We start from the raw sequence: 17,841 nt of genomic DNA, 5'->3' as shown, positions 1-17,841 counted from the left end.
GTATTAAAATTACAATGACACTATTTTGTTCACTATGTCAATGGCGACTTCCCGCTTACTCTTTAACGAAAACTCTTCTTTATTATTATCGTTGTCTATAATTGAAATTTTATTAGTGTCATAACCAAAGCCTGCACCTTCATTCTCAAGCGAATTTAAAACAATAAAATCCAGGTTCTTTTGCTTCAATTTCTTTTGCGCATTAGCCACTGCATTTTGCGTTTCCAGAGCAAAGCCAACCAACATCTGTCCATCTCGCTTAATTTCTCCTAATTTTTGAGCAATATCAACAGTAGCTTTCAATGCAACTACCATCTCATCTTTATCACTCTTCACTTTTTGATCGGCGCAAACAACGGGTGTATAATCGGCCACAGCTGCTGAAAGTACAGCCCCATCGCAATTCGGAAAAACATTAGCACAAGCCTCATACATATCCTGCGCAGAAGTAACCATTTTCACCTCTATATTAGCATGTTTTGCCTTTTCGCTGGTAGGACCAGAAACTAAAATAACTTTAGCACCTCTTGAGGCCAATTCTTCAGCAATGCTATATCCCATCTTACCACTGGAAAAATTTCCAATAAATCTTACCGGATCAATTTTTTCATAGGTTGGACCTGCATTCACTAAAAAAGTACGACCTTCGAGCTGTGCTGTATTAACTCCTTGTTGCTTTTCAAAAAACGAAATCAATTCTTCAACAATAGTCTCAGGCTCAGCCATCCTGCCTTTCCCACTTAAACCGCTAGCCAACTCCCCTGTTTCAGCCTCAATCATATGAACACCATCCTCTTCAAGACAATTCAGATTTCGCTGATTCGCAGGATGCAAATACATATCTAAGTCCATAGTAGGTGCCACAAATACAGGACATCTGGCAGATAAATAAGTAGTTACCAACAAATTATCTGCAATAGCATTAGCCATTTTACCCATAGTATTAGCGGTTGCCGGTGCAATTACCATAGCATCAGCCCATAACCCCATATCAACATGACTGTTCCAATCTCCATTTTCAGGATTATAGAAATCAACCACGATAGGATTTTTAGATAAGGTAGCCATTGTTAGAGGAGTAATAAACTCCTTTGCTTTTTCAGTCATTATTACCTTAACCTCGGCTCCTTGCTTTATCAAAAGACGAGTTAAGGCAGCTGCTTTATAGGCAGCAATACCTGCTGAAATACCTAATATTATTTTTTTACCTTTTAACATAGATATTGCGTATAAACAAAAAAAAGATAAAAGAAATATCAAAAACCTCCTTTACCTTTTTTATTTTTTTTCGAAAGAAACTTGTTTGATAAGGCTATTTTTCCTCCAAACCAGCGTTACGATGATAAACCTTATTTTCTACAAATTCTTGTGTAGCAATTGATGAAGGTTTTGGTAATCTTTCGTAAAATCTTGAAATTTCAATTTGCTCACGATTTTCAAATACCTCTTCCAAATTATCAGTGTAAGAAGCAAACTCCTGAAGTTTTTTATTTAACTCCTCTTTCATCTCTACACTAATTTGGTTCGCTCTCTTAGCAATTACGTTTACTGACTCATAAATATTACCAGTATCTTTAGAAAGCTCTTGTGTATTCCAAGTAATAGTGCTACTCGGAGCATTTGATTTTTTATAATCCATGATAATAAAATTATTATTCTAATTTACTTCTTCAAATTTAACTTCTTTGGAGGCATGTTCAAAAATTTTCACTGCCTTATCCATATAATCACTTTTAGGAAATTCATTAATGAACGAATAATACTCATCAATAGCTTCCCTCATTCTATCTTCTTTCTTTTCAAGCACACTATTTTCGGCCTGAATATATTTAGCTTCTAAAATTAAGAATGATAATTCCTCACGATATTTTGTATCCGGAAATTCTTTCAAACTATTTTGTGCAGCAATAACAGCCGATTGATAATTATTACCCATATAGTTGCCTAAATTAAAATATAGCTTAGCCGACAAGTATGATTTGTATACTAACTTATCTCTTAATTCAGTAATTAAACGTTCGGCTTCTTCTACCTTAGGACTTTTAGGATATAAATTTATAAATAATTGAAATTCGTTAATCGCATTATAAGTATCTGTTTGGTCCAATCGTGGTTTAGGTGAAACCATATAATAACAGTATGCACTCATAAACTGACACTCTTCGGCATAATCACTTGATGGGAAAGTTTTGTAGAACTGACGAAAATAATGTCCAGCCATTATATAATCACTTAACCCATACAAACATTTTGAATACGTAAAACTGATAATTTCAGATTTATCAGTTCCTCTATAAATGCTCTGGAGTTCATTAAACAAAGTAGCAGCACGCATAAAATCTTCTGCTTCGTAATACTCCATTGCTTTAGTATATTTCAACTCATAATCAGTACTTTTTAATAACTTTTGGTACTGACTACAACTAATCAATAATGGAATTATTACCAGAACAAATAATAGCTTTTTCATTAAGACTTATAATTTATTTACATCAACAATTTAAATTTCAATGAATTAACATTGAATTATAAACGATTAGATTTTTACATTTTCATTTTACAACGTGCAAAGATAAAATATTAATATGAAACCACCATAAGATTAGCATGCACCATTTACATATTAACACAATTTTAAGGATTTCACTGATTAATGTTAACAAGCAAGCCAGGATAAAGTTGCGTAAAATTTATGCTCTTTTAAATTTAAGTTATGGAATTCCTCGTTGATTATTAAAAAATATTACCTTTGCGCCATTAATTTATAAAAGATATACAACGTGGATATTTTTGATAAGATAAAGAAAACCATGGGACCATTGGGTCAGTACGGCAAAGATGCACATGGTTATTTTATGTTTCCAAAATTAGAAGGAGAAATAAGCCCTAAAATGACCTTTAGGGGTAAAGAAGTATTAACTTGGAGTTTAAATAATTACCTAGGCCTAGCAAACCATCCTGAAGTAAGAAAAGCAGATGCTGATGCTGCTGCAGAATATGGATTAGCTTATCCTATGGGAGCTCGTATGATGTCTGGTCAAACGAGTAAGCACGAAGAACTCGAGGCTGCCTTAGCTGAATTTGTAGGTAAAGAAGATTCTTACCTTTTAAATTTTGGTTATCAGGGTATGGTTTCTATCATTGATACATTAGCTTCAAGAAATGATGTTATCGTATATGATTCTGAATCCCATGCTTGTATTATGGATGGAATCTTTTTACACAAAGCTAAAGGTGGAAAAAGTTTTGTTTTCCCTCATAATGACATAGCTCGCTGTGAAAAGATGCTTGAATTTGCCAGAAAAAGAGCAACTGAAACTGGTGGAGGTATCTTAGTTATTACCGAAGGTGTTTTTGGTATGGCTGGTGACCTTGGTGCATTAGATAAAATTGTAGCTTTAAAAGACAAATTTGAGTTCCGTTTATTAGTGGATGATGCTCATGGTTTTGGTACAATGGGTAAAACAGGTGCTGGTACTGCAGAACACTTTGGTGTAACAGACGGTGTTGATGTTTTATTCAGTACGTTTGCTAAATCAATGGCTTCTATTGGTGCTTTTGTTGCTTCAAGTGAAGAAGTTGTAAGTTATTTAAGATATAACTTACGTTCTCAGATTTTTGCCAAATCATTACCAATGCCTTTAGTTATTGGAGCCTTAAAACGATTAGAATTACTTAAAACTCAAACAGAGTTAAAAGATAATCTTTGGAAAGTTGTTAATGCTTTACAAAAAGGACTTAAAGAAGCAGGATTTGACTTAGGAAAAACAGAATCTCCAGTTACTCCGGTATTCTTAAACGGTTCAGTTCCTGAAGCAACTCAATTAACAATGGATTTAAGAGAAAACTACAGTATTTTCTGTTCAATCGTTGTTTACCCAGTAATTCCAAAAGATCAATTAATGTTAAGAATCATCCCTACTGCTGTTCACACGTTAGAAGATGTTGATTACACCATTAAAGCTTTTGCTGAGATTAAAGAAAAACTAGAAGCTGGCGCTTATAAGAGTGATAAAATCGCTAATATTTTATAAGCACTACTACATAAAGATTACAAAAAAAAGAGGCTACTCAAAAAAGTAGCCTCTTTTTTATTAATATTGTTTTGCAATATAAATATCTTTATAATAATGATGTATAATTTCTTGCATCGTTTTCCCTTGCTCCGACATGGCCATTGCTCCAAGCATACAAACACCGGCTCTATGCCCTCTTCCTGCTCCATTAAAATTAAAAACATTCTTCCCCATATTATCCTTTACTGATTCACTAACAACAAAGGTTAAACTTGGTAGGTCCAATAACGAAGCAAAGTACAGTAAATCATATTTCTCTAATAACAACACCTCTTCACCACTCTGTATTTCAATTTTTGTTATTGTACCAGCAGCAGACCTTTCCTGAATCACTATTCCAACAACTTCCTTAACAGCCTTATCAAAAATACTTTGTAAAACTTCAATTAAAGTTATTTCATTGATCCTTTTATTCCAACGATATAACTCGTTTCTATCCCCAATATCTTCACTAATTAAACCTTGTATTAATTCTTTATCCTTAGTTCCACAAAAACTTTCTTCAGGTTTAAATATCCAGTTCTTCAATTCTGTTTCGCTGCCAACAGGGATGGTCATTTCATTTGAATAATCATTCCTGATATGTAAATTATCTCGTAAAATTTTATCCCCTCTATAAAAACCACCTTCGGTAATTCCACCACAGCAATAGGTATATGGTAAAGCCATTATATGACTATTACAAAAAAGAGCTAATCCTTCAGTATCCTGAACTGCCTGACGTGATAGTTCATTTCCTACAAGTGAAATACCTTTATATAGAAATTTTAATTGCTGCGGATTCGGGCTTATTAGATTTTTAACAAACAACAATTGTTCACCAAGTTTTCCATCTGATATTAAAGACGTACTATTTAGTTCTTTATTAAATTTTAAAAAATAGCTTCTATAAACAATGGCCATTACTTTTAAAAATTCCAATTGCTTATTATTAGCAAAATGCTTATCCATTAAACTACTAATAAAAAAGTCAACATCAACCCTGTTAGAAACTACTATTTCACCCTCCTGTATAGAAACTTCTATAGCTCCTTTAAAATAGTTTTTATCAGAAACAACACTGCCCGTTTCCTTTATTATAAAATAACTATCCGACCATTCCATGGGGATAAAAGTGGTTTCTTCGTCCTCTATAATGATTTCCTTATCATTTTCAAGATAAATCTTACCATCTTTAACATACATGCTCCAATCTCCAGACAAACGACGTTGCGTTTCGCCCAAAAAATATTTTCCATCTAAAGAAATAAAAGCACTTTCGCTTTTAAGAATATCAATGACTAGATTCGGTAAATTCATAAGCTGATTAATTATTTTTTTAATATTCAGGAGCTGTATTCTTCTTTTAATTTTTGTTTTAACGGAGTTATTATTTCCATCAGATTAGTAAAGCTATAAGAAATTTGCTCAAAAATACGCTTAATTGAGTCTTTATTTAAATTTTGAAAACTTAGCCTGTCACCAGTGATAAACAGACCAATTAATTCAAAAACTCCCGGGATAATTTTTATTTGCGATGAAGATCTGTCATAATATTCAGTTGGCTTATGCACCACTCTTGGAAAAACTACCAAAAAGTAATCTTTTTCATGTTTATAGGTAAAACAATTAATAAATGGATATTTTGACAACGAATAACTCCTGCCCAGAATATTTTCTATTTCAAGATATACATGAAAGATCCATTCCAGATCCTGACCCTTTAAAACAATTGCAGACCGAACACTTTTGTCCAGTATAAATACACTCCCTTTAACACCTTCAAAAAACGACATCAAATTGTTACCATGAACAATACTATCAATCAGAGGAAAATATTTGCTGTGCACCAACTTTAAATAAAAGTGCTTTTTTTCTGCATCCGGATAGGAAATTCCATCGCATAAAACAGCCATGTTCTTGTGATCATTGGCCATCAAAAGCATGTCTTTTACTTTTTCAATATCCTTATGTCGATGATGCTTTAAATCTACTAAAATAGAATAAGACTGAAAGATGGAATGTTTTATAGATTTATTGATATACTTAGCAAGAATAACATCCTGCCTATTTTCTGGATTTTTCTTTATCAGATCACAAAAATCACAGTCTTTGCCTGATAGTGAATTAAACATACCCAGAGTTTGAAGAGGTTCAGATACCCATAAAACCTGAATTTCAGAATCGGCTAAATTAATGGACTTACTGCCATTTACAAAATCTGCATTAAACCTGAATGCTATATTTGAATTATTCAATTTCATAAAAAAAAGGAAGACCTCACACAAAGATAAGGTCTTCCTTTATATATCAATTAAAAATTCTGAGTTATTAATTTTCGCTTAAAAAGCGTTCTGCATCAATTGCAGCCTTACATCCGGAACCTGCAGCTGTAACAGCTTGACGATATTGATTATCCATTACATCACCACAAGCAAATACACCTGGAACATTAGTTTTTGAAGTACCATTTATCGTTTTAATATATCCTACTTCATCCGTATCAAGATAATCTTTAAAGATTTCAGAATTTGGAGAGTGACCAATAGCAAGGAAGAAACCATCAATAGCAATTTTCACTTCCTCTTCATTTTCTTCTCCTTTATTTTTTACCAATACGGCACCTTCAACAACACCATCTCCAGTTAACCCTTTGGTTTGATGTTTCCAAAGTACTTCAATATTTTCTGTAGCCAACAAACGATCTTGCATTACTTTTGAAGCTCTTAACACATCACGTCGTACAATTAAATATACTTTTTTAGCCAATCCTGCTAAATACATTGCTTCTTCACAGGCAGTATCTCCACCACCTACAACAGCAACATCTTTTCCTCTATAGAAGAATCCATCACACGTAGCACAAGCAGAAACTCCTCCGCCGGCATACTTTTGCTCATCTTCTAAACCCAAATATTTTGCTGTTGCACCAGTAGCAATAATTAAAGCTTCTGTTTCAATCACTTTATTTCCATCAACAGTAACTTTAAACGGTCTTTGAGAAAGATCAGTAGCTGTAGCATATCCAAAACGAATATCTGTTCCAAAACGTGACGCTTGATTTTTAAGATCTTCCATCATAGCAGGACCTGTTATCCCTTCAGGGTAACCTGGGAAATTTTCAACTTCAGTAGTTGTTGTTAACTGACCTCCAGGCTGCATTCCTTCGTATAATACAGGGCTTAAATTTGCTCTTGCTGCGTAAATTGCAGCTGTATATCCTGCAGGACCAGATCCGATTATTAACACTTTTGTTTTTTCAACTTCAGATGCTGTATTTTTATTTTCATCACTCGCACCTAAATCCATTTTTTCAAATAATGCCATAATTAATATATCTTATTTCAATTTTTTTTGTTTTTGAATACTTTAGAATTTGCCAAATTACGAATTAATTCATTCTTAAGTTATGACAAAAATAATTTTTATTAAAAATATAGAAACCTATAAATTTAAAAATAGTTCATTTTAAATTATCAAAGATCGTCAAAGAATCTACATCCATAGCTAATCCGGCAACCACTCCTAATCCATTGGTTATATTTGTATAAACATTGGATTGCTCATAAAAAGGATCTTCTCTAAAAGCTTCCTGTTCTGAAACAGAACGTATATACTTGTAGTATTCAGGAGAAAGGGAGTACAAATAAAAATGCAACACCCGTTTTTCTTCGATGCCGGCATTTAGAATATATCTATTGGGTATTGAAAATGAAATGGCATAATACTGACCATTTATTAAATAATCGTCGAAACTACTTTGGTAATCAATTTCTGCAAGTAAGGTTGCTTCATAATCCTGCGAAATAAAAACTTTATCTTTCTCAAGTATATCAACCGTTTCTATAGTTCTGTTTTCAATACCATTCTCTTCAGTTATTGTATAGGAATCAACTCTGATCTGGTAAAAATTATTAACTCCAGCAGGATCAAAAATACTCAGATCACATTTAAGCATTTCCTCTTCCACATCATCTTCATTATATTCCAATACTCGCAATGTATCAACCATTAATATTTGAATTGGCTCAGGTATTATAGTTTGAGCAGCAACCACAACACTATCATTTACGTTCAATTGTAAATTAACAGTATCCTTACTCTGAAGATTTGCATCTCCTATTGAGTACCACTCTTCTCCTTTAGGATAATTAGTTGTAATTAAACTTTCACTATTAACCCTATATTGGATTGCAACATGATCAATTTCCTCAAATTCTTTTTGTGATAATATATCTGTTGTATTACTAACATGAATTTGGAATGTACTATCTGGCATAGGAAAAGCATATACCACAACTCTTGATTTTTGATTTTCGATCTGATAATCAATACTTTTTTCGCACGAAAAAAAACACATAACACACAAAAACATTAACGCATAACAAATTACACGTTTTGAGCTAAATATTTTAGCTTGAATGGCTTTTATATGTTCTTGATTTCTCATCAATACAAATCTATTAAAATCTTAAGGTATATCTTAAGTAAGGTAAAGGAAAAGGAAAAATACTCAATTGTCTTAACTCTCTGTTTATATTACCAGCACCATCCTCCTCATTTGAAAAATATAGCGAAAAAGCATTCTGATGTCCATAAACATTATAAATTCCCATACTCCATATTCGCTCCCCTAATCTATTCTTCTTTCTTAAATTTACACCTACATCTAAACGATGGAAAACAGGCATTTTATAGCCATTGTAAGTAGAAATATACTCCGAATACCCATCATTTACACCTACTCCACTTGTTGGTAAGGCTGGACTATAATACTTTTGAGACGGAAGAGTTACTGTATTTCCTGATCCAAACAACCAAGTTGCAGAAAAATCAATTTTATTATTCAAAACATAATTTCCAAAAATCCCAATATCATGTCTTCTATCATTTGTTGTAGGAAAACTATGACCTTCATTTATTTCAATAAACCGTTGAGTGGATTTGGCTAATGTATATCCTACCCAACCTGTAAACTTTCCGGTTCTCTTATGGATTAACATTTCTATTCCTTTTGACTGTCCTTTTCCTGCTACAAGATTATTATCTATAATATTTGAATATAAATTCGACGCCGACTCTTCTCCATAGGCCAATAAATTATCATAATACTTATAGTAACCAATTACTGACAAATCAAAGCCTTTGTTTATCTCTAATTTACCACCCACAGAATACTGTGTTGCATGCTGAGGTTTTATGTTTTCGGTAACAGGGATCCACAAATCAGTTGGTAACGAAACCGACGACGAAGTTAGAAGATGAATATATTGTGTCATTTTTGAAAAAGACCCCTTTAATGCAAACTTAGGAAACATTAAATATCTTACAGATAAACGAGGTTGCCATGAATGATATAATTTATCTTTGATTCCATAAAGCGAAGTATGTATTCCGGCATTAAGTTTAATACTATGCGTAAGATTAAAATCATCCTCTAAGTAAAAATAAAACTCATTACCATACACATCATTACCTCCGATTGTAGAATCAACAACCACTTCCGAATTATAGGATTCGCGAATTAAATCAGCTCCAGGATTAAACGTATGAAAAATATAGTTACCACCAAACCGAACATGATGATTAGGCGTTAAATAATAATCAAAATCTGTTTTCGCCATGTAATCCTTAATGCCACTATAATACTTCTGCTCGAAATAATTCCAGTCTTCATCATTAGTGATTAAATGTTCTTCAAATCCAACAGAATATGAATATTGACTATATGCCAATGAAATATTAGAGAATATCTTATCATTGTATATCTTATTCCACCTTAATGACGCAACGGTATTTCCCCAACCTGAATAATTCTCATCATTGACATCAATCTGTTCATTTCCATCATCTGGTTGATTGGGATTACGTACTTTATTAAAATTATATTTAGTATAAACACGATCCTTTCCTCCATAGAAACTAAGATAAAGTCTGTTTTTATCATTAATTTTATGACTAACTTTTGCATTTGAATCATAAAAATAAAATGATGTACGTGAATTGCTGGAGCGCCGTATTAAATAAGAAACTAAATCATAGTAAGATCTTCTGAAAGAGACACTAAACGTTGTTTTATCTTTATACAAAGGGCCGTTTAAAGCTAGTTTAGAAGACATCATTCCAAGACTGGCAGTACCATGAATACTTTCATTATTTCCATCCTTTAATCTTACATCTACAACAGAAGACAAACGACCACCATATCGTGCAGGAAATCCTCCTTTTGTAATAGTAACTTTATTAATGGCATCTTCATTAAACACAGAAAAGAATCCCAGTAAATGTGAAATATTATACACAGGAACATCATCAATCAAAAACAAATTCTGATCGGCTCCTCCGCCTCGTACATACAAACCACTTACTCCCTCACTTCCTCCATTTATACCTGGTAATAATTGTAACGTTCTGGCTACATCAACTTCACCTAAAAAAGATGGTACTTTTCGTATTTGTTCAACAGGTACATTTATTGTACTATTTCGGGTTGAATTAATCCCTTCAGGTGTAATAAAGCTCACTACAGGAATTTCACTTATCAGTGTATTTTCCTTTAGTAAAAAATTTATAACAGTGTCTTTCTTTAACTCAAAACGATGCTGAACACTTTGAAATCCTACATAGGAGCAATTTAGTACTACCTCACCTTCTTCTAAGTCTAAATTATAGTATCCGAAATTATTGGTATTGACTCCCTGCCAATTAAAAGAATTATAAACAGAAGCTCCTATAAGCGACTCACTATCTTTTAAACGATTGACGAATCCATGGATATTATATTTTTTTACCAGAGGAATACTTGTATCCGGTACTATAATTATTTTATTTTTCTTTTCAGAAATTTGGAAAGAGCAATCATTAAAAATTTCATAAATAAAACCTTTAATGGAATTTCTATTTGCAGATAATTGAATATGATCTTTTAAACAAAGTTTATTGCTATAGCTAAACGGGATTCCGATACTTTGTTCAATAAGTTTTAATATTTCAACTGTTGAACCGGTAGTTTTAGGAATTGTAATTTCTTTTTCAAGTAACGAAGCTTGTCCATAAATATACTTAGGAGCAACTGCTAATAAAAATATTACTAAAATATATTTAACAATCTTCGTGTGGGGCATTTAACAGATTTATAACAATTTCGATAAATTCTTGCGAATTTAATCAGAGATTGTCAAAACCGAATCATTAAATGTAATTTTTTTATTAAAATGTATTTCCAACTCTTCAATGATCTCCTCTAACGATTGATTTTCAAAAGTAGTAGTAACTTTGGTATCTACTTCTTTTCCCAATATTACAATCTTTTTTATTTCTGGAAAAGCATTCTTCAAGTCGATGCAAATCTCTTTTAATGAGGCTTGATCAAACTTTAATACACCTGATTTCCAATACAAATCATTGAGATAAAGATTTTCCTCCTGTAATTTTCCTTTACTCACAAGAGCTCTTTCTCCTTTGGTTAATTCTACATGTTTTTTATATGCATCAACACCAACTTTACCGCTAACAACTGATACATATAATTTATCCTTAAGTTGATTTACATTAAACTGTGTACCAAGAACTGTAACCTTAGTATCCTTAACATTTACAACAAAACGAGTATCATTATGAACTACTTCAAAAAATGCCTCTCCATATAAGTAAACATCTCTCGTTTCCTGTGTTGCTATAGAATTATTATAAACAATCTTACTATTCTTATTTAATAACACTACAGAACTATCGGGCAGAACAACCTTTTCTACTTTATTATGAGATTTAAAAGCTGTTAATCGTCCAAATCCAGGAACATTCCAATATAAATATCCAATAGAACTCAGAATGATAAAAGGAAGAACAATGGCAGCCACTCTTTGAATGTTGCTCATTAAACTAACTTTTTTCCCTTTTGTTTGATGATTCAGATTTAAAGAACGTTTTACCTTTTCTAAATCATCCATCACATCCACTTCATAAAACATCTTAAGAGACGAGCTGTTCTCCCATAGATATTTTACATGATCAAATTCTTCCTGATTTTTAATAGACGCATTTCTCCAGTTATTAAGAGTCAGCAAATCTTCCTCAGAAATATCATTGGTCAAGTATCCAACTATAATTCGATGTATATTTTCGTTCTTATTAATCACTACAGTAAATATTTAAGCAATATCAACTATGAATTTTAATGAAAATGCATTAAACTAAAAAACTCTTCATGTTCAGGAACACCCTCAACTTCAACTTCTTCAAACCCTTTTTCTATCATCATTTCAGGTTCTTCTGAAAGGTTAATTAATTCAGCTAATAATTGTAATAAAAATTCCATAGTCAATAATTTTACAGGTTTTGTAGTAGTATGACAATCCTAACTTAATTCACACGTAAATAAAATTCAAGAAAAATGTATTTAGAATGTTTCTTAACTAAATACTAAATACACTGCACTAATTAATGCAAATATAGCTATAGCTCCAATATAGGGTGCTAATTTTTGACGCATCTTTTTTAAGGCATTACTTATCTGCGTTTCAACTGTTCGCTTTGAAATAGATAACTCATCTGCAATATCCTGATTTGTTTTTCCTTGAAACCGACTCATCTCAAAGATCTTTTGACATTGCTTGGGAAGTGATTTTATAATTTGAAAGATTCGATGCTCCAATTCTGTTTCTTCCATAATATCATGGAAAACACTTTCTGCCTCTTTACTTTCAACAAACAATGATGAGTGATGATTCCGGATAGTCTGCTCCCTTTTTAAATGATTTAAACACCTGTTGCGTACAGACTGATAGAGATGAGCCTTAAGTGAAGTATGTATCTGTATTTCCTGTCTCTTCTCATAAAAATGTACAATCACCCCCTGAACAAGATCCCGAGCCATATCCATATCATATACCAACTTATTAGCAAAGACTACTAATGGTTGATAGTATAAGATAAATATCTGCTCAAAGGCAGCTTCATCACCGCTCGAAAGTTTATTTAAAAGATCTTTATCGTCCATAAATGATTAATTGCCTACAAAACTAAACAATTTTTATACCTAATAATAAAAACAATTATCAACAGGTCAAAATTTAGTTTAAAACTTCAAATATGATATACAGACAGGATTTGTTTAATATGGTTGCTTATAAGTGCTTATCATAAAACTTCATTTTAATCATATTTTAAAATGAAATTATAAGATGAAAGTTAAAAACCATTTTTTATATTTGCAGTCACATTGGAACGGGATGTGGCGCAGCCCGGTTAGCGCACTGGTCTGGGGGACCAGGGGTCGCAGGTTCAAATCCTGTCATCCCGACACTTAATTATCAGAGACTTACATATTTTATTTGTAAGTCATTTTTTATTTGGTGCCAACATAGTGCCAACAATTCAGACAACATTATGCACCATAAATTTCACTTAATTTATAATCATTTTAAATACTAGTCAATAAATTCTTAGGTTCAATACTTTTATAACATTAATTCAAGATCAAACTGGAATCAAAAAATCAATAATTGCTGTTATAAATACCTATTTTTTATCGTAAACTCGTAAACCCGTAAACTTCGGAACTCAAACACTTACTAATGTGCATTTTACAGGTTTACTTCAAAGTTTACTACTGCAAAAATTAACTATTGCACCAATCATTAATGATCCAAAATTGAATAATCGTATTTTCAGTAATGTCCATTGTAATCCACTTTAGTACAGCATTGTCCATATACGTACTTTATAATATATTTTATGTCCATTTTAATCCATTATTATACATCACCTTAAGAGGCGAATTGTTTCTACTATGAACTAATTATCATTCAAAAAAGTTTATATTTCTCCCGATACTCCTCTATGTTAAATCCATTACGTTTTAAAACAAAATCCTTAAAACCATCACATTCTTTAGTAAATTCAAAACCGTGTTTTATAAGTAACTTTTTATTGCGAGTATTAAATAATGAATTAATATAATCTAAATAATCATCGACTAAAACATCTAGTTTTTCAAACTCTTCGAATTATTCATCGTCACCTAATTTCATTATTCTGTTTGTCTATGATTTAACAATTCAAACTATTCTATAATATTAAAATTATTATGCAACAACAATTCTAATGTAGGAGTATTATAAAAGCCTCTGTTTCCAATTTTAAGAAGCCTATTAAAAAAATATTGACTCATTAATGATTGATGATACTTTCTTCTTTCATAATTTAATATTGGCCATCCTCTTGTTGGGTAGTAATCGGCCATTCGAGCACATGCTCCTATTACAGAATTCTCGGATAAATAGCGATTCCCTCTTTGAGCATACAATTTACATGCATCAGCAACGGATTTATTGATGAGATGAAATGTTTGTGCTACTGAATGGTTTTGGAATAAAATGCTAAAAACCTCCTCAAATTTATTATCATGATGATATCGGAAATTACTATACTCCATTTCACCAATTAAATATTCTTTAGATTCTGCTTTTGCAATCACATGCCATAATTCTAGCTGTTGTTTTAAAGTTGATCCTAATTTGTTATCACAATTTAAAAGCTCCTTGGTAACATCCTTTTCTATATTATATTTGTATTCGGTGAAGTCATCGCCTTCGGTTATACCAAGTTCTATTAATTGTTCATTCAATTCTTCAGGAATAGGAAATAATTTAAACTCTTTAAGGAGTTTACCTTTAATAGTAAACAAATCATCCTCTACGATAGCTTGAACAATACTACCGAGAAATACCTTCTGAAAAAGACTCAAGGTTTCAAACTTCTCTTTTGTAACAGAAATTTCCTGTTCATAGTAATCTGGATCCATTTTCTGCTGCCATAATTCTCGTTCTTTAAGGAATTCCATTTTCCTTTGATACTCAATCGAATTAAAGTAACAAATTAGATCTTCACCACATTTAGGACAGAATGGAACTGATTTTGAATTTCTGGCTAAATGATTTTTCCAAGATACTACTTTACATTCCGGACAAATCAAATCATGATGCTGAACAGGTGGAAGTGTTTTAACAAATGTACTAATGGAAATTTTTTCCAGTTTATACATCTCAATAATCTGATTGATTTTGAGTTTTCGACCATGAAAATGATTTATTACCTCATGAATTTCTTCTTTCGAAAGACTTTTCAGATAATCATTTACTTCAGGTTCTACAATTGGAAACTTGGTCATTGGCTTGTTCCTTAATTGGTTCACGAACCCCTAAAAATGAAGGTGGGCATGAACCTTTGCTATATCTAATCACAGAAGGTACGACCAAGCACCCGAGAAGATCAAATAAGCGAAAGGAACACACCCATATCAGGTGCATTCACTTTCTAACTTCTCCTTCTCAGTATAAAATTGGTCGTTTTTCTGTGGAGAAGCGTCAGTGACGCAACAATTATTTTAATATTTCAGCTTCAAAAATAGTAAATCTAATATTAGCATTTAAGAAATTTTTATTATTTATTTAATAGCTATTCTTTTTTCCTTATGGCAATAGGAAGTCGGTATAAGAAAGTACATTGATTATAAAAAATAAAAAGGCACCATAACTGATGCCTTTTAAATTATTTCCATCTTGTTTTACGATATCTTTTCCAGTTTCTATTACGTTGTTTTGAAATAGTAGAGTTGCATGTTTCTCTTCCATGAGGAAAACAATACTGACAACCCCCCATTTCAATATAGTTCTGAATTCTTGAAATTCTTACATTATTGAATTTTCTGGGGATATCAACTAATCCAGGATAATAACATCCAAATGCTTTTTTAAGACGAAATTCTTTTTTCGTTTTTACTTTTAACCTATGAGGGAAATCCTCCTCAAAATGTTTCATTTTTAGTTAAGTAATGATGAGTACTTAACCAAGAACTTTTTGATACTTATGGTATTGGTTCATTAATATCTATTTAATAAGTTTTGTTATATGTTCTTGAATGACTTCTATAACTGCTTGCATTCCGATTTCATCAGCAACAGAAGTATCTCCCCCATTAGTGACATGTTGAATTGATTTAAAACTATAATTAGCAACTGCTTCAATAATTATATTGTCTAATGTATCATCAAAAGAAGCTGAAAGATATTCTACAGGATATACTTCTTCAAAATAATATAATGCTCTTTTGGCAATCGGGTCACTCAATGTATCAAATCTTTCATCTTTATTTTTGGGTAAATAGTCTTGTAATTTCATAGTTTGATTAATTTATTTGTTTAAACATGAGTTTTAAAGTTACAATATTTATAAAGCTTCATTATTTAATTGAATGATATTTTTCACAATTAATATATTTTTATGCTTATTTAAAACAATGTTTTAATTCTTACCAAACCGTCTAAAAGCTGAAACTGTTTGATAATATCCATACCCTATAAAGATTCGTCCCACAAATAATATCATATACCCAATTGGATAATCACTTTTCAAATCAATTCCCCAAGGATTAAAGTTCCAATTTGTAATATTTAAAAATTGAACGAAAGCTCCTAGTGTTTGTTCCCTTGCTTCTTTAGACCAATCCCAAATAATCATCTTATTAGAAAAGAGCATAAATAAATACAATGTTATTGTCGTAAAAAATAATGTAAATAAAACTCCTCTTCCCCAACTTAATCCATGGTTATTTGACCATTTACTAAAAAATAAAATTGTTTTACCTTTTTCTCCTTTTTCCAGTTCCTTTTCATAAACAGCCATTTCATACCCCTTGAATTTTAAGGCATTTATTTCATTCCCTGATTCACGAAGTGAGTTTTTTATTATTCGATAGGATTCACGTATTTTCTGTAGAGTTTCTTTTCTTATATTATTATTAGGTTGTAGTTGTACATCTTCAATTATATCATCATTTGAATATAAATTAAAATTAGAAGGAATTACATTCTTTTCTTCCAACTTAATATTCCAAAAATTTGTAATGCAAGCAAAGTTAGCTCTGGATATATCTAAAGAATTTTTAAAAGCAACAGACTCAAAATCAAGAACTGTATCACTATTTACTCTACAATGAAGAAATGATACTTGTTTATTAAAACTTGATCCTGAGAAATATGATCGATCTAGAAAATCTATACGATGAAATAAAATATCTGAATTAAATTCTGAATTATTGAAATCAACAAGCTTATGAAACTGTACGTTAGATAACTTTGAAACTTTATTAAACTTTACTTGATAAAATTCAGCTTTCCCTGCAAAGGATACATTATTAAAATTTTCAATATCATTAAAACTAGCATAAGAAAAGACAACTCTATTTTTAAAATAAAGTTCATTAAAATAGATTGAATTTAATTCTGCTTCTTTAAAGGAAGCTTTTTCTTCTAAAATTATATTGTCAAAATTAAATGTCTGAAGAAATTGAACTTTATATAGAATTAGAGGATTAATAAACTTACAATTTTTTATTTCAAGAGCAGAATTAAACTTTGATTTTTTAAAATTCACCTCTTTCTTAAATAGAACATTAATGAAAGAGACCTCCTTAATGAATTCAATTTCATTTAAAAACAGAGGGCTATTAAAAACACAATTAGTAAATATTAAAGGTCTTTCAATATTCTCTCTAAAATATATTTCTGAATCAATATTAAATCTACATGTATTATCTATTTCCCTAAACTTTGTAAAGATTGAAATTAATCCAAAAATATCAGTAAAAGGTTCTTCTCCATTATTAGAAGGAGTTTGAATTGCTATTTCAGATACCTCTTCATATTCCTGTCGTTCACTAATGATGCGGACATAATAATTTCCTTCGTTATTTACATATTCAGCACAATCGCTTAATTTATTCATA

Annotated in this window: 16 protein-coding genes and 1 tRNA gene; 2 read left to right on the top strand and 15 right to left on the bottom strand. The window is 31.3% G+C overall.

The features are described 5' to 3' along the window. Nucleotides 1-9: 9 nt before the first annotated feature. The 3 genes from coaBC to OM075_RS12255 form a co-directional block, all read right to left on the bottom strand. The gene (gene coaBC, locus OM075_RS12265; RefSeq protein WP_301190812.1) at nt 10-1,218 is read right to left on the bottom strand and encodes a bifunctional phosphopantothenoylcysteine decarboxylase/phosphopantothenate--cysteine ligase CoaBC; all 1,209 of its coding nucleotides are present in this window, start codon (nt 1,216-1,218) and stop codon (nt 10-12) included. Between the two features lie 94 nt (nt 1,219-1,312). Then, the gene (locus OM075_RS12260; protein WP_301190811.1) at nt 1,313-1,639 is read right to left on the bottom strand and encodes a DNA-directed RNA polymerase subunit omega; all 327 of its coding nucleotides are present in this window, start codon (nt 1,637-1,639) and stop codon (nt 1,313-1,315) included. A gap of 18 nt (nt 1,640-1,657) precedes the next feature. Continuing rightward, the gene (locus tag OM075_RS12255) at nt 1,658-2,470 is read right to left on the bottom strand and encodes an outer membrane protein assembly factor BamD (RefSeq protein ID WP_301190810.1); all 813 of its coding nucleotides are present in this window, start codon (nt 2,468-2,470) and stop codon (nt 1,658-1,660) included. 310 nt (nt 2,471-2,780) lie between these two features. On the opposite strand from OM075_RS12255, the gene OM075_RS12250 reads away from it, so the two are divergent. After that, entirely contained in the window at nt 2,781-4,034 is a 1,254-nt protein-coding gene (locus OM075_RS12250) for an aminotransferase class I/II-fold pyridoxal phosphate-dependent enzyme (protein WP_301190809.1), read from the top strand. Between the two features lie 60 nt (nt 4,035-4,094). Here the strand turns inward: OM075_RS12250 and OM075_RS12245 are convergent, their stop codons facing one another. From OM075_RS12245 to OM075_RS12210, 8 genes are all read right to left on the bottom strand, one after another. Next, nucleotides 4,095-5,375 carry a DUF8618 domain-containing protein gene (locus OM075_RS12245; RefSeq protein WP_301190808.1) on the bottom strand — a complete coding sequence of 427 codons (1,281 nt, stop codon included), beginning with the start codon at nt 5,373-5,375 and terminating at the stop codon, nt 4,095-4,097. A gap of 26 nt (nt 5,376-5,401) precedes the next feature. Then, nucleotides 5,402-6,319 carry a hypothetical protein gene (locus OM075_RS12240; protein WP_301190807.1) on the bottom strand — a complete coding sequence of 306 codons (918 nt, stop codon included), beginning with the start codon at nt 6,317-6,319 and terminating at the stop codon, nt 5,402-5,404. 67 nt (nt 6,320-6,386) lie between these two features. Continuing rightward, nucleotides 6,387-7,382, bottom strand: coding sequence for a thioredoxin-disulfide reductase (gene trxB, locus OM075_RS12235; protein WP_301190806.1), 996 nt, complete (start codon nt 7,380-7,382; stop codon nt 6,387-6,389). Nucleotides 7,383-7,518: 136 nt separating this feature from the next. Beyond that, on the bottom strand, nt 7,519-8,505 hold the full coding sequence (locus OM075_RS12230; protein WP_301190805.1) for a DUF4249 domain-containing protein: 987 nt from the start codon (nt 8,503-8,505) through the stop codon (nt 7,519-7,521). A 13-nt stretch (nt 8,506-8,518) separates the two neighbouring features. Next, nucleotides 8,519-11,179: a TonB-dependent receptor gene (locus OM075_RS12225; protein ID WP_301190804.1), complete on the bottom strand. Its 2,661-nt coding sequence runs from the start codon at nt 11,177-11,179 to the stop codon at nt 8,519-8,521. A gap of 39 nt (nt 11,180-11,218) precedes the next feature. After that, on the bottom strand, nt 11,219-12,193 hold the full coding sequence (locus OM075_RS12220) for a FecR family protein (protein WP_301190803.1): 975 nt from the start codon (nt 12,191-12,193) through the stop codon (nt 11,219-11,221). Nucleotides 12,194-12,228: 35 nt separating this feature from the next. Continuing rightward, nucleotides 12,229-12,372, bottom strand: coding sequence for a hypothetical protein (locus OM075_RS12215; RefSeq protein ID WP_301190802.1), 144 nt, complete (start codon nt 12,370-12,372; stop codon nt 12,229-12,231). A 93-nt stretch (nt 12,373-12,465) separates the two neighbouring features. Continuing rightward, complete coding sequence (locus OM075_RS12210) at nt 12,466-13,053, bottom strand: RNA polymerase sigma-70 factor (protein WP_301190801.1); 588 nt, start codon at nt 13,051-13,053, stop codon at nt 12,466-12,468. A gap of 228 nt (nt 13,054-13,281) precedes the next feature. On the opposite strand from OM075_RS12210, the gene OM075_RS12205 reads away from it, so the two are divergent. Further along, a tRNA-Pro gene (locus OM075_RS12205) sits at nt 13,282-13,356 on the top strand. A 762-nt stretch (nt 13,357-14,118) separates the two neighbouring features. On the opposite strand, the gene OM075_RS12200 is transcribed toward OM075_RS12205, so the two are convergent. From OM075_RS12200 to OM075_RS12185, 4 genes are all read right to left on the bottom strand, one after another. After that, nucleotides 14,119-15,225 (bottom strand): hypothetical protein, encoded by a 1,107-nt coding sequence (locus OM075_RS12200; RefSeq protein WP_301190800.1) that lies wholly within the window; start codon nt 15,223-15,225, stop codon nt 14,119-14,121. A 380-nt stretch (nt 15,226-15,605) separates the two neighbouring features. Beyond that, nucleotides 15,606-15,875 (bottom strand): hypothetical protein, encoded by a 270-nt coding sequence (locus OM075_RS12195; RefSeq protein ID WP_301190799.1) that lies wholly within the window; start codon nt 15,873-15,875, stop codon nt 15,606-15,608. A gap of 69 nt (nt 15,876-15,944) precedes the next feature. Then, on the bottom strand, nt 15,945-16,235 hold the full coding sequence (locus OM075_RS12190; RefSeq protein WP_301190798.1) for a hypothetical protein: 291 nt from the start codon (nt 16,233-16,235) through the stop codon (nt 15,945-15,947). Nucleotides 16,236-16,358: 123 nt separating this feature from the next. Then, a complete protein-coding gene (locus OM075_RS12185) occupies nt 16,359-17,840 on the bottom strand; it encodes a pentapeptide repeat-containing protein (protein WP_301190797.1) in 1,482 nt (493 codons plus the stop codon). Nucleotide 17,841 lies beyond the last annotated feature (1 nt).

This window comes from Plebeiibacterium sediminum (assembly GCF_026013605.1).
Taxonomy (GTDB): Bacteria; Bacteroidota; Bacteroidia; order Bacteroidales; family Marinilabiliaceae; genus Saccharicrinis; species Saccharicrinis sediminus.
The sequence above is the reverse complement of the archived record's forward strand: the minus strand, read 5'-3'. Positions and strand labels throughout refer to the sequence as shown.